We start from the raw sequence: 14,156 nt of genomic DNA on the forward strand, positions 1-14,156 counted from the left end.
CCAGTCAGAAATCAGCCAATAAAGCAGCGACATGTGCTTGCGCGGCAGACACGAGAAGGTAATGCGGCTTTACGCCCGTGTAGAGAAGTGGAAACCTTCTTTCCACTTTGATGGCCGCCCGCCTCGCCTTGATGGTCGCCTTGCGCTCGCGGTCGTCGCGGCCGACGGCGTTGCTCTTCGAGTGAGCGTTGCAGCGCGTTTCGATTCGCCCTACGATCGGCGCATGAAACGATCGCTCATGGCCAGCAGCGCCAGCGTCCCGGAGCAGCCGCCGCTCGCGCAGGCGCTGACCGCCCCCGACTGCCTGCCGGGGACAGGGTCGGCGTTCGCGGGCGTCGACGAGGCGGTGTGGATCGAGGTGATCCACAAGATGGACGACGTGTATAACGACCTTCTGCAATACGAGGTGGTCCTCGAACAGAAGAATGCCGCACTCGAGGATTCGCAGCAGTTCATCGAGAGCGTGCTGGCGTCGATGTCGGACATCCTCATCGTCTGTAATCGCCACGGTGCGATCGACGAGGTCAACGACTCGCTGCGCCGCTTCATCGGCCAGGACGAAGGCGAATTGCGTGGCCGGCCGCTGTGCGATCTTTTCGCCGACGAGGCGTCGCGGCAACGCGCCCGTGATTTCTTCTCGGCGGCGCGTCCGGCAGCGGTACAGGACTGCGAGCTGCGGATCATGGGGCGAGATGGCAGCCCGCTGCCGGTCTCGCTGAACTGCACGCCGCGTCTGTCGGGAACCGGCAAGCTGCTTGGCATGGTGCTCACCGGCCGGCCGGTTGGCGAGCTGCGCCGCGCTTACCATGCCTTGCGGCAGGCGCATGAAGACCTCAAGCGCACGCAGCAGCAGCTCCTGCAAGCCGAGAAGATGGCTTCGCTCGGTCGTCTGGTCGCCGGTGTCGCGCACGAACTGAACAACCCGATCAGCTTCGTTCTCGGCAACGTACTGGCCATCCGGCGGTACACGGCGCGCCTGCAGACCTATCTGGAAGCGGTGCACAGCGCCCCCGGCGGGCGCGCCGGCAAACTGGACGAGCTGCGTCAGGAGCTGCGCATCGACCGCATCATGGACGACCTCAACCCCTTGCTCGACGGGATGAGCGAAGGCGCCGAGCGCACCCGCGACATCGTCGATGGACTGAAGCGCTTCTCGGCCATCGATCGCAGTGCCGATCAGCGTTTCAATCTGGCCGCCGTGGTCGACCGTGCGGTGCGCTGGGTGGCGCGCTCGGGCGTGCGCGATTTCGCCGTCAAGGTCGATCTACCGGGCGACTTGCCGGTCATCGGCTCGTCCGGGCAGATGCAGCAGGTGCTGATGAACATCGTCCAGAACGCCTGCGACGCGACTGCCGGCTGCGCCGCGCCGACGCTCGAAATCAGCGCCGAGCAGCGCGACGGGATGATCGTCCTGCACTTCGCCGACAATGGCCCGGGAATTACGCAGGGCAACCTGGCGCGATTGTTCGACCCCTTCTTCACCACCAAGCCGGTCGGGCAGGGGACGGGTCTCGGGCTGTCGATCAGCTACGGGATCGTCGAACGGCACGGTGGACGCCTGGCGGCGACGAACCGGGCGCAGGGCGGCGCCCTGTTCGCCCTGACCCTGCCGCTGGCGCCGACCTAGATCGGGTCGCCGCCGCCGATCATCTCGTTCGGCCTGACCCAGCGGTCGAAGTCCTCGCCGCTGACCTGCCCCAGCGCCAGTGCTGCCTCTCGTAGCGTGCTGCCGTCATGGTGCGCGCGCTTGGCGATTTCCGCGGCGCGGTCATAACCGATGTGCGGCGCGAGCGCGGTGACCAGCATCAGCGAGCGCTCGAGCAGTTCGCCGATGCGTTCTCGCCGGGCCTCGACGCCGCAAACGCAGTGCGCCTCGAAGCTGCTCATGCCATCGGCCAGCAAGCGCACACTCTGCAGAAAATTGTGGGCGATCAGCGGCTTGAAGACGTTCAGTTCGAAGTTGCCGGAGGCGCCGCCGATGCCGATCGCGACGTCGTTGCCCATCACCTGGCAACAGAGCATGGTCAGCGCCTCGCACTGCGTCGGGTTGACCTTGCCGGGCATGATCGAACTGCCCGGCTCGTTTTCCGGAATGCTGATCTCGCCGAGGCCACAGCGCGGCCCCGACGCCAGCCAGCGGATGTCGTTGGCGATTTTCATCAGCGCCACGGCCAGCGTTCTGAGCGCGCCGTGCGCGGCGACCAGGCCATCGTGTGCCGCCAGCGCCGCGAATTTGTTGTTCTCCTCGACAAACGGCAGGCCGCTTTCGCGAGCCAGTTCCTCGGCCACGCGAGCACCGAATCCCGGGGCAGTGTTGAGGCCGGTGCCGACTGCCGTGCCACCGATCGCCAGCGGGTACAGCGAGGGCAGGGCGTCGTCGATGACTGCTTCGGCGTGTTCGAGCTGGGCGACGTAGCCGGAGAACTCCTGGCCCAGGGTCAGTGGCGTCGCGTCCTGGAGGTGGGTGCGGCCGATCTTGACGATGTCCGAAAAGGCGGCCGACTTGGCCGCCAGCGTGGTGCGCAGCCTGGCCAGCGCCGGCAGCAGGGCGCGCGTGATGCCGAAAACGGCAGCGACATGCATGGCCGTCGGGAAAACATCGTTCGACGACTGTCCACGATTGACGTCGTCGTTGGCGTGCACGCAGCGCTTCTCGCCGCGTTCGCCGCCAAGGAGTTCCGAAGCACGGTTGGCGAGAACTTCGTTGATGTTCATGTTGCTCTGCGTACCAGAACCGGTCTGCCAGACGGACAGCGGGAACTCGGCTCGATGGCGGCCGAGCAGGACTTCCTCGGCGGCGGCGGCGATCGCCCTGGCCTTGTTTTCCGGGAGCAGACCGAGGTCACTGTTGACCCGCGCGCATGCCGCCTTGACGGCAGCCAGGGCGAGGACCAGTTCCTCGGGCATGCGCTCGCTGGAGATGTCGAAGTGTTCGAGCGAACGCTGCGTCTGCGCTCCCCAGAGGCGGTCGCTGGCGACCTCGATGCTGCCGAAGGAGTCGTGTTCCCAGCGCGTTGCGTTCATCGCCTGGGTCGCCGCTTGCGCTGGGAAGCTTCCGGGAACGAGCGCATGGGTATTCTCCTGACTGAGGGCAGAGTCAATCATAACTTTCTGGCGTCGTTACGGCCAGCCGTGGTTGTCGACGAGCGCTTCCGCCCAAGCTGCCTGAACAATAAATGTTTAGTTGGCACTTACTAAAAAAAGCCGTGCAAAGCGGCAGGGAGCGTGCTATCGTTCGGTCATGCTTAATCGACTGGCACGTTACGAATTCAGCGAGCGACTCGCCGACCTGCTCGGCGAGTCGCGGCGCGACCTGCGCTTCCGGGTCACCCTGATGGTGACCGGTGGGCTGGTTGCCCCTGGCCCGCGCGGCCGCGGCTCGCCGCCGGCGACGCCGCAGTACGCGGCGCAACTGCTGATCGGCGCGATGGCCGCACCGCAGCAGGCGCAGACCGTCGAAGCCATCCGCTGCTATGAAGACCTGCAGCCGGCGGCGGTAGCGCCGGGAGGGAATACGCCGCGCGTCCTCTTCGGTCCGGCGCTGGCGACCGCCGACGGCGACGAGCAACCGGCGGCGGCGATTCGCCTGGACGGAATGCGTTTCGGTGAGGCGCTCGCCCAACTCCTGGAGCTGGCCTGCGCCGAGGAGACACGCCCGATCGTCGCCGGCGAACTCTTCGGCGTGTGGATCAATCGTGGCTGTCCGGTTGCCTCGCTGCAATTCAGCGCCTGGTGGCAGGGCCGTCGCGCCGTCTTCAGTCACACCTATGGCCTGGCCCCGGGCGCCGCTCCCCCGGCCTGGCTTGACCCTCAACGTGGTGGATTGGTCGATCCCGGTCTGTTCCACAGCGTTTTTCTGCCGGTCCGCAAGTTGATCGAGATCGGTTCGCTTACCACCTTGTCCGATGACAGGAGGAATCCCATGCTGAACAAACTGGGCCACAAGATGGCCGCCATTGCCAATATGGCAAAACTCGCCGCCAAGACACCGCACGGCAGTCGCTGGGAGAAGCTTCTTTCGACGCTGGCGTCGGTGAAAGCCTGGTCCGACCAGGTCGACACGCAGGAAAGCCGTTTGCGCGAAGTCAGCGCTTTCGGCAGCAATCCCGGCGAACTGACGATGTATACCTATCTCCCCGAGAGCCTGCCGGCGAACGCGCCGCTGGTCGTCGTCCTGCATGGCTGCACACAAAGTGCAGCCTCGTACAACAAGGGCAGCGGCTGGTCGACGGTCGCCGACCGGCACGGCTTCGCTCTTCTCTTTCCGCAGCAGCAATGGAACAACAATCCGCTGCGCTGCTTCAACTGGTTCCGGCCCGAAGACAACGAACGCGAACGCGGTGAGGCGCAGTCGATCGCGCAGATGGTGGACAGGATGGTCGCCGAGTACGGCATCGATCGGCGCCGGGTCTTCGTTACCGGAACGTCCTCCGGTGGGGCGATGACCAGCGTGATGCTGGCCAGCTATCCGGAGGTCTTTGCCGCTGGCGCGGTCATCGCCGGGGTTCCCTATCGTACGGCCAAGGGCTTGCAGGAAGGGCTGGAGAGCATCTTCCAGGGGCGTTCGCGTTCGGGCCCGGAATGGGGAGCGCTGGTGCGCGCCGCGTCCCCCCATCAGGGGCCGTGGCCGAGGTTGTCAGTGTGGCACGGTGACGCCGACACCGCGGTGAAGCCGGTCAATGCCGAAGAGCTGATCAAGCAGTGGGCCGATGTGCACGGACTGGACTCCAGGCCGAGCGTCGAAATGCGCGTCGATGGCTATCCGCGCCGCGTTTGGCAGGGCGCCGACGGCGAGGAGTTGATCGAGTCCTACACGATTACCGGCATGTCACACGGCGCAGCCCTCGACCCCGGCCCGGAACCGCACCAGTGCGGCACCGCGGCACCGTTCTTCAACGCAGTCGGCATTTCGTCGACACACCGCATCGCCGATTTCTGGGGCCTGCTCGCCGAGCGCCCGGCGGACGCCAGAGCGCCTGCGGCGGAGGCGGCCGCCGACGCGCAAAGTCGGGCGGGCAGCCCTGCGCAAGCGGCAGATGGGACGACTGGCGCAGCGGGTCCAGAACCCCATTCCGCTGGCTCGGCCAGCCCGGGTGACCGTGGCGAGCCGCTGCTGCGCAAAGAGCCCGCCCGGGAGGCAGGGAACGAGCACGCCGAAGCGGCGGACGGAGCGCAGGCTGCGGGCAGGCAGTCAATGGGTCTCGACGTGCATGGCATCATTTCGGCCTCGCTGCAGGCGGCGGGGCTGCTCAAGCCCGGCAGCCGGCCGCGCAGTTCGGCGCCACTGGGCATCGACGTTCCGGGGATCATTTCGACCGCCCTGGAAGCGGCGGGCGTACTCAAGGGTGGGGCGCAGCGCTCGAGTCCCTTCCACGCCGGTCGGTTCAGCCCGGAAACCCTGCGCAGCGCTGGCTGGGAAGGCGCCGGCTGGGATCTGCTGCACGACGATCCGCGCGCATTTCGCGGCGGCTCGATGCTCTACGGACACGCTTCGTCGGGCGATTCGGGCGCGGTTGGCGCGCGCGCGCAATCGATCTCGCGGCGCGTCACCCTCGGTCCGCGGCCGGAGCTTAGCTACGTGCGGCGGCTCGATCTCAGCGCGGCCGTCAACGACTACACCAGCGCCAGCTTTCGGGTTCTCGTCGATGGCATCGTCGTCGATGAAGTCACGGCGATCGGCATGGTGCACCAGGAGAACGAATGGCTGCGGCAGTCAGCGGTCGATCTGGCGCGCTTCGCCAATAGACAGGTGACTCTGACGCTTGAAGTGGCGGCCTATGCGAACATTTACAGCACGGTTTACGCTAAGGCCTGGGTCGATCAGGTGACGATCAGCAACGCCGTCGAAGCTGCCGCGCACTGCTGATTTCGCGGCGCAATTTCCGGGCAGCCGCAGCCGCTGCCCGGGGGATGCAGAGAGATCAGGCGCTCAGCGGTTGGTGAAAGCCGCTTTGCGTTTCTCGACGAAGGCGGTCATGCCTTCTTTCTGATCGTCGAGGGCGAATGCCGAGTGGAAAGCACGCCTTTCGAAGAGCAGGCCCTCGTTGAGCGAGCTCTCATACGAGCGATTGATACACTCCTTGATCATCATCACCACCGGTAGCGAGAATCCGGCGATGCGGGTGGCGGTCGACATCGCCTCGTCGAGCAGCCTGTCGGCCGGCACGACGCGCGAAACCAGACCCGAGCGCTCGGCTTCCTCGGCGTCGATATTGCGCGAGGCGAGGCACATTTCCATCGCCTTGGCCTTGGAAATGGCGCGAGGCAGACGCTGTGTGCCACCGGCACCGGGAAGAATGCCCAGACGGACTTCCGGTTGGCCAAACTGTGCCGTGTCGGCGGCGAGAATGATGTCGCACATCATCGCCAGTTCGCAGCCGCCACCCAGGGCGTAGCCGGCGACCGCCGCGATCACCGGTTTGCGGCAGTTCTTGACGCCTTCCCAGTTGCGGCTGATGAAGTCGCCCTTGTAGGCCTCCATGTAGGTCAGCGACTGCATGACCGTGATGTCGGCGCCGGCTGCGAAAGCCTTGTCCGAACCGGTGATGACGATCGCACCGATATTCTCGTCGGCTTCATAGGTGGCCAGCGCGCTGCCCAGTTCGTCCATCAGGTCATCGTTGAGGGCGTTCAGCTGCTTCGGACGATTGAGGGTGATCAGGCCGACTTTTCCACGGACTTCGGCGATGATGTTGACGTAGCTCATAAAGGAAATCTCCAGATTCAAAATGAAAGGTATTCGAGTATCCACGATGAGGTGGGCACTCCTGTTGCTGCGATTGGCGGGTGTCTGGCGCTTGGCGCGACCGCTATCATGAACGATTTGTGCCGCCGTCGCTTGCTTTGACGGTGCGCAACGCCAGTCCACAAACAACGCGGCCGACCTGGACGATTCTCGTCGGGCCGGCCGCGTGACTTGCAGAGGGTCAGAAGGCAATCGTCAGTTGCACGCTGCCGTCGTTTCCCGGGAGTCGTCCCGTGTTCAGGCCGAGATGTCCATCTGGAACTTCACCGGGCCGCGGGCGGCCTTGCCATTGGCGTCGGTGAACTCGCCGGTAACCGGCGCTTTCTTGCCGTAGGGGCTGGTCAGGATGGCGACGTGACCGCCGAAGAAAGCGACCGATTCAAGACCCTCCCAACCTTCGAGGTGCTTGTTGCCGGCGGTGGCGCAAGCCGGCGTGACCAGGTCGTCCTTGATCGCGTAGTTCTGGTACCACGGCACATTCAGGTCGATCAGGTGCTTGATGTTGAGCGCCTGGTCGAAGAGCTTCACGGGCAGCGTGCCATCTTCCGAAATCGCATCCTGGAAGGTGTGCGAGCTCATGTTGGCGATGGCCAGAGGCAGGTGAACGCGTTCCTTGAGCAGCCAGCGGAAGAGCGCGGCGGGGGTCTTGCCCGGGTTCATGCCGGTGGCGCGTTGCAGCGAAGCCTGGTCGAGCACCTTGACCAGCGGCGTTTCGCGGTCGATGGCCACGAAGCGCATGCCGAGGCTGAGCAGGTAGCCGTTGGCAACCTTGTTGCCACTCGGCAGCGTGGTGGTGACAAAGTCATGGTGCATCTGGGGCATGCCGCTGATGGCATCGCTGTAGGTCCCGTCAACCGGCGTCACGTTGGTGATCAGGGCGTCGCAGACATCGGTCAGCTTGCCCGAGAGGATGTTCATCATGCAGATGTAGCCACCCTGGCAGGTGCCGTTCAACGTCACTTTCTTGCCGTCGTTGAGCTCCATGACCTTGGCGCAGAGCTCACGCGTCTGCTCGCAGTCCTGCTCCGGGGTCATCGTCTGCACCTTCTCGGTGGTCATGATGTCCTTGACGACGCGGACGTAGGTCGGAATCCCCTCGTTGGCGAACGAGTGGCTGTAGCTCTTGTTCTCGAAAGGCAGGAAGGCCAGGATATGCACGCCGAGCATGTACGGCGGGACGAGAACGACAGGCTTCAGGTCCTTGCGGACCTCGACGCCTTTCTTGATCGGCAGCACCTGGTAAAGCTCGAAGGCGTCCGTTTCGGCCACCAGCTTGTAGTCCTTGGTGTTGAAATGGAAGCCGAACTCGTCGCCGATGGCTTCGATCTGTTCGTTGAAATTGGAGACCGCTTCCATGATTTCGGCTTCGCGGCGCATGTAACTGCCGAGCTTCTCACCGTCGGACTTGAGGATCGTGTTCAAGTAGGCGCGGGTACCTTCCTCGATCTGGTCGAAGGCATAGTCGGCCATCTTGTCCTGCATGCCGGCGGCTCCCTTGCGCGCCAGGCCGACGCTATGCTCCATGATCTCGAAGGTCTCCAGCATGCTCATCGGGTTGTCGCGGGCGGCGGTCATGGCGATGTGCGCGGCAATGAACATATTGTCGTTGAACTCGCCGACTTCGCGGTTCGAAGCGCGCATCATGGCCAGCATGTATCTCCACCAACTCGTGGTGAAATCCGGCATTTCCCGTAGCAGTGAATACATATCTTTACCTCCAACAAACAAAGTGAATCAAAACGGGCCGGCCCCCTGGAGGGCGACCCACGAGTAACTGGCCTTGCCGGCAGCCCGGATGTGGGCGGCGCGACAGACGAAAGCGCGCTGATGTTCTATCTTGCCAAACCGGAACGACGCGCGGTGTATCCCGTTCGCGGCGGTCCTGGCCGCTGTGAAATGGTGCGGAAAGACCACCAAAACGATCGTCATTCCGCACCGCACAATTCATTCTACTCCTCTGGGCTGGAATTGTTCACCCCTCCCATGCTTATGGCCAAGATTATTCGATCGATGGCAAGAAAGGCCAAAATACGAGCGTTCCAGCCCCCATAGCGCCGCCGAGGCGGCCTTGTCAAAGGGCGACTTGGCAGCGGAAGTGGCGCCACAGGCGTCTCCGCCGCTGCACTCTCCGACGTTGTATAGTATGGGTATGTTGCGCTGCGATGCAGATGGTTGCTGCCGTGCTCGCAGCCACGCTGCTTACGTGCTGGCGCAGCCCGGGTCTTGCCGCCGCACGAGGCGGATGGTGCTCGCCGCGGGCGAGCGGCGAAGTCAGTTCAACGGGTGGGCTTGGCGTGCCGGGCCACGCACCCCCGGTCTCGTCAAAGGGAGGAAATATGCTGCAACTAGCGACGCTCATCAAACACCATGCGCAGTTTCGACCGGATCAGGTCGCTGTCGTTTTCGAGCAGGATCGGCTCACCTGGCGCGAATTCGAGGCACGCGTCAGCCAATGCGCCCGCGTTCTGACCTGGCTCGGCGTGCGCAAGGGCGATCGCGTGGCGACGGTCCTCGCGAACTGCCGGGAACTGCTCGAGGTTTACTGGGCGGTGCCGTCGATCGGCGCCGTACTGGTGCCGCTCAGTCCCTTGCTGATGCCTTCGGGCCTGACGAGTCTGCTGCGCGACTCGGGCGCCAACTGCCTGGTCACGCAGCGCTCGATGGCGCCGATGATCGATCAGGTGCGCGCCGAACTGCCTGAGCTTGCCGCCGATCACGTGCTGATGGTCGACGGTCCGGCGGGCGATTACCCCGACTATGGGTCGCTGTTCAAGACCTGTGCGGACGGTGCCAGCGAGCCGGTACGGGTGGGCTCCGACGATATTTTCAACATCATGTACACCAGCGGCACGACCGGCCTGCCGAAAGGGATCATCCACAGCCATTTCGTGCGCGCGATGTACGGCACGCTGTTTGCGTCCGCCTGGCGGATGAGCGCGGAGTCGGTGGTCCTGCACACCGGTGCGATCGTCTTCAACGGCGCTTTCGTGACCCTGATGCCGTGCTTCTACCTTGGCGCGCGCTACCTCCTGCAGCGACAGTTCGACGCCGAAGAGGCGATCGAAATCATCGCCCGCGAGCGCGTCACGCACACCATGATGGTGCCGGCGCAGATCATCGCCATCCTCAATGCGCCGAATTTCTCGCCCGAGAAGCTGGCCTCGCTGGAAATGATTCTCTCGCTCGGTGCGCCGCTGTACCAGGAGTACAAGGACCTTCTCAATCGCCTGCTCCCCGACCGCTTCTACGAACTGTACGGGCTCACGGAAGGATTCTGGACCATCCTCGACAAGACGCAGTCGCTGCGCAAGGCGGGTTCGGTCGGCGCGCCGCCCTTCTTCTACGAAATGCGCATCGTCCGCGAAGACGGCAGTGACGCGCCAGCCGGAGAAGTCGGCGAGATCGTCGGTCGCGGACCCTCGCTGATGGGCGGCTACTACGGTCGCCCCGACCTCACTGCGCAGGCGATTCGCGACGGCTGGCTGTTCACCGGTGACCTCGGCTATACCGACGGCGAGGGCTACCTCTATCTGGTCGATCGCAAGAAGGACATGATCGACAGCGGCGGCGTCAAGGTCTACCCGAAGGACGTCGAAGAAGTCGCTGCCCGTCACCCGGCGGTCAGGGAGGTCGCCGTCTTCGGTGTGGCGCACGAAAAGTGGGGCGAGACACCGGTGGCCGCCGTCGTCCTCAATGCCGGCGCGTCGATCACCGCCGGCGAACTGCGCGACTGGATCAACGAACGCGTCGGCGCCCGCTACCAGCGCCTGCACGCCCTGCAGATCATGGACGACTTCCCGCGCAACGCGGCCGGCAAGACGCTGAAGCGGGAAATGCGCGACGCCTATCAGGTGGCGGCGGGCGATCGTTGACTGGCGGCGCTCGCCGGTAAAGCCGCGCTGACCCGCGGCGTTGTCGCCTACTGCTGCAGGACGTAGGTTCCCGGGCTGTCGCAGAGCGGCTCGTAGCCCTTGTCCGGGGCACCCATGCCCGGCGGCGCTTCGCTGCCCGACGAGTGCCGCGTCAGCCACTGCTGCCACACTGGCCACCACGAACCCTCGGTGGTTGGCGTGCGCTGCTTCCAGGTATCCGGGTCGATGCAGCGGTCGCCTTCGTGGCAGACGCTGAGCTGGAAGGAGCGGTGCGCGTGGCCCGGTTCGTTGACGATGCCGACGTTGTGGCCGCCGCTGGTCAGCACGAAGGTCAGCTCGGTGGCGTCGCTTTGCAGGTGCAGCTTGTACACCGAGTGCCAGGGGGCGACGTGGTCACCAGCCGCGGCAACGGCAAAGATCGGGCAGTGGATGTCGCTGATCGAGATGGCACGGCCTTCGACCATGTACTTGCCCTCGAAAAGCTCGTTGTTCACGTACAGCCGGCGCAGCAGCTCGGAGTGCTGGCGATACGGCATGCGCGTGCCGTCGGCGTTCCACGCCATCAGGTCGAACATCGGTTCGCGGTGTCCGAGGTAGTACTCGCGAACCATTTTCGACCAGATCAGGTCGGCCGACTTGAGGACCTGGAATCCCCCGGAGACCTGCTTGTGATCAAGGTAGCCTTTCTGCCACATCATGTCTTCGAGCAGCGTCACTTCGCTGGCATCCATGAAGACGTTGATCTCGCCGACTTCGGTAAAGTCGGTCATGGTGGTGAACAGGGTGACGCTGGCCAGGCGCTCGTCGCCGTCGCGGGCCATGGCGGCGGCGGTGATGGTCAGCAGGATGCCGCCCAGGCAATAACCGGCGGCGTGGATCTTGCGCCCCGGTTGCAACTCGGTGACGACGTCGATGGCGGCCAGCGTGCCGTGCCGGCGGTAGTCCTCCATGCCCAGGTTGCGGTGCTCGGGACCCGGGTTGAGCCAGGAGATCATGTACACGGTATGCCCGCTGTCGACCAGGTATTTGACCAGCGAGTTGTGCGGCGAGAGGTCGAGGATGTAGTACTTCATCATCCACGCCGATTGCATCAGGACGGGTTCGCGCTGGACGCTGTCGGTGCTCGGCGAATATTGAATCAGCTCGATCAGGTGGTTGCGGTAGACGACCTTGCCGGGGGTGATGGCCAGGTTTTCGCCGACGCGGAAGGCTTCGACGCCGGCGGGCGGTTCGTTGCGCAGTGAGCGCTTGAAGTCCTCGCGGTAGTTGCTCGCGCCGCGCGCCAGATTGGCGCCGCGCTCGTTGATCGTCGCTTCGGCGATCTCGGGGTTGAGGAAGGGAATGTTGCACGGCGCCGTCATGTCGAGGATCTGGCGGGCGGTGAATGAAACCGCCGCCTGGCTGTGCTTCGAGATGCCGCGCACGTCGGTGGTCGCGTTGTGCCACCACTGCTGATTGAGCAGGAAGCCCTGGTAGATGACGTTGTAGGGAAAGCGCTGCCAGCCGGGATGGTCGAAACGGTGGTCGCCGCGGAGCGGTTCGATGCACGGCTCGGCGTTGCCGGTGATTGCCGACGTCAGGGCGTAGCTGCCCAGACGCATGGCTTTGCGTGTTGCCTTGGCGGCCAGTTGGAACTGTTTCCCGGGTGAAGAAGCAAGGTGCACCATCCAGTCGAGATAGGCCATGGCCAGCGACGCCGGAGAAATGCCCCCGCTCAGCTTGCCGAGCGCGACATTGGTCATGCGGTCGATTTCTTCGAGTGCGCTGGAGTCGAGCAGGTGGCGATCACCGAGGCGGCGAGACAAGGCTGCGTGCGGTGGGGTGGCGGCGGTCGCGGCGGGTGTCGTTGCTGCTTTCGCCCCGGCTTTGAGGTTCGTCGCTACGCTTCCGGCCGGTCCGGTCGTCGCCGGCGTCAGCGCCTTGGCCGACTGGGTCTGCCGGGTCGCTCTGGGTCGGCGCTTGCTGGCTGCCGTGCTTCCTGCTTCGGCCGTCGGCGGGATGCTGCTTGCCGCAGCTTCGCTCGCCGCAGCTTCGCTTGTTGCCGCGGTCGTTGCGGAGCTTGGAGCCGGCTTCTTGCGGCTCGTCGCGCCTGCTCTGGTGCGCCGCTTGGCGACCGGCTTGTTGCTGGCGCCGGTGACTGAAGGGCCGGTCGGCAGGCTGGTCGATGGGCTGTCTTCCCTGGCTTCCGCCTCGGTGGAAGATTCCAGGGTGTTTTCGGGATTTTCGCTCATGGGCTTTCTTCCAATGTCTGGCGGAGCGTCCGAAAGTCGTGGCCGCGAAGCGCTTCGCCGAAAGCGAAAATGCTAAGGCATAAGTAGCGACGGCGGCCTGATCCAGGTCAACTGCAAGGACTCCCGCGGCGCCTGGCCTGGAGGGGGCTCGCGAGTCCTAGCAGCCTGTCCGACTTCACGCCAGCTAGATCCGGGTGCTCGAACTTACTCGTTATCATATGCGGATCCGGCGCCGGGAAAGTCCGACAGGTCGCTAGCGACATCGTCGCCCGGCGGATGGCTTGCGGGAAGTTTTGCCCGCTTGTCTCGGGATTGGCTCTACGCCATGCGTGGCAATTGGTTGTTTTTTCAGCCAATCAATACCCTAGGATCAGCTCTCGCAACCGCGGCTCGGCTCGTTCCCGGGGAGTGGGCAGCGAAGGGAGGGCGAAAGGGGGGCGCAGGACAGGCGGCCCACGGTTGGCACGGAAGCGACGGGAACGGCGCTGCCTCTTGGCGGAGCACTCACTGCGCCGCTTGCACCCAAACGGGGCGTAGGAGCCGGCTGGCAGCGTCGCAACGCGGAAGGATACTGCCAAGGCGCTGTGCCCAAAATCCCGCGAAGCTCGGAAATGCAGGGTTTATGACAAACGGCAAGGGCGTGGGCCGAATCCCGTCGATCCGGGCACACTACTTGCTTTGAAACTCCTATTCTACGAGGAGAAGGGCATGGCCAGGATTCCTCCGTCCGGTCGGCGACTTGCGCTGCGCCGCCGCCGACACCTCTATCAATCCGCGGTCGCCTGGGTAACAATGCAGCATCCAAATGGGCACCGCTTCGGTAATCCCATGAAGATAGTAGTTGATCGTAGTAAATCAACCTTTAGATGGGCTTAATGCTATTTATCATAGCGGTCTGTTTATAAAAGGATGAGTGAGTGCCTAAAACGGGGGGTTTATCTCCTGCCGACAACCGATGTAAAAACACGGAGCAAGATGATATGCTGAAATTGCGAAAGATAATGACGATCTTGGCGCTAGCCGCCACGTTGCTTTCAGGTTTGATAGCGGCCCAGGTGTCCGCGGCCGAGTATAACTGGCGCTTCGCTAACCTCTACGGGCGCGGCACCGCGTTCGGTACGCTCTATGAAAAGCTGGGCAGTAATATCGAAAAAATGTCCGACGGTCGTATCAAGGTACAGGTGCTCTATTCGGGTGAAGGCGTTGGTACGACCGGCCTTTTGAGCGCGGTGAAATCAGGCCTGATCACCATGGGAGCACCTTTTCAGTCGATGCATGCGGGTGAACTGCCCAATCCTCTCAACTTAG

General features: G+C 64.0%; 7 protein-coding genes and 1 pseudogene. 4 read left to right on the forward strand and 4 right to left on the reverse strand.

From position 1 onward, the window contains the following. The first annotated feature begins 223 nt into the window (after positions 1–223). Entirely contained in the window at positions 224–1,627 is a 1,404-nt protein-coding gene (locus QZ613_RS03860) for an ATP-binding protein (protein WP_291868405.1), read from the forward strand. Here QZ613_RS03860 and fumC read toward each other — a convergent pair. Then, on the reverse strand, positions 1,624–3,024 hold the full coding sequence (gene fumC, locus QZ613_RS03865; RefSeq protein WP_291981702.1) for a class II fumarate hydratase: 1,401 nt from the start codon (positions 3,022–3,024) through the stop codon (positions 1,624–1,626). The two genes, QZ613_RS03860 and fumC, sit on opposite strands and share 4 nt — an antisense overlap. Positions 3,025–3,241: 217 nt before the next feature. On the opposite strand from fumC, the gene QZ613_RS03870 reads away from it, so the two are divergent. Next, on the forward strand, positions 3,242–5,866 hold the full coding sequence (locus tag QZ613_RS03870) for a PHB depolymerase family esterase (RefSeq protein ID WP_291981569.1): 2,625 nt from the start codon (positions 3,242–3,244) through the stop codon (positions 5,864–5,866). 63 nt (positions 5,867–5,929) lie between these two features. Here QZ613_RS03870 and QZ613_RS03875 read toward each other — a convergent pair whose 3' ends face one another. Together QZ613_RS03875 and QZ613_RS03880 are read right to left on the reverse strand one after the other, a co-directional pair. Further along, positions 5,930–6,706, reverse strand: a complete 777-nt coding sequence (locus QZ613_RS03875) for an enoyl-CoA hydratase (RefSeq protein WP_043563484.1) — start codon at positions 6,704–6,706, stop codon at positions 5,930–5,932. Between the two features lie 276 nt (positions 6,707–6,982). Beyond that, positions 6,983–8,452, reverse strand: a complete 1,470-nt coding sequence (locus QZ613_RS03880; RefSeq protein WP_291981571.1) for a hypothetical protein — start codon at positions 8,450–8,452, stop codon at positions 6,983–6,985. A 629-nt stretch (positions 8,453–9,081) separates the two neighbouring features. Between QZ613_RS03880 and QZ613_RS03885 the strand changes: the two genes are divergently transcribed. After that, the gene (locus tag QZ613_RS03885) at positions 9,082–10,617 is read left to right on the forward strand and encodes an AMP-binding protein (protein ID WP_291981573.1); all 1,536 of its coding nucleotides are present in this window, start codon (positions 9,082–9,084) and stop codon (positions 10,615–10,617) included. A gap of 47 nt (positions 10,618–10,664) precedes the next feature. Here the strand turns inward: QZ613_RS03885 and QZ613_RS03890 are convergent, their stop codons facing one another. Then, positions 10,665–12,848, reverse strand: coding sequence for an alpha/beta fold hydrolase (locus tag QZ613_RS03890; protein WP_291981575.1), 2,184 nt, complete (start codon positions 12,846–12,848; stop codon positions 10,665–10,667). A gap of 980 nt (positions 12,849–13,828) precedes the next feature. Here QZ613_RS03890 and QZ613_RS03895 point away from each other — a divergent pair. Then, positions 13,829–14,140 (forward strand): annotated as a pseudogene (locus tag QZ613_RS03895) (C4-dicarboxylate ABC transporter substrate-binding protein); the annotation flags it as partial. Positions 14,141–14,156: the final 16 nt, after the last annotated feature.

Source organism: Candidatus Accumulibacter sp. ACC005 (assembly GCF_907163215.1).
GTDB lineage: Bacteria > Pseudomonadota > Gammaproteobacteria > Burkholderiales > Rhodocyclaceae > Accumulibacter > Accumulibacter regalis.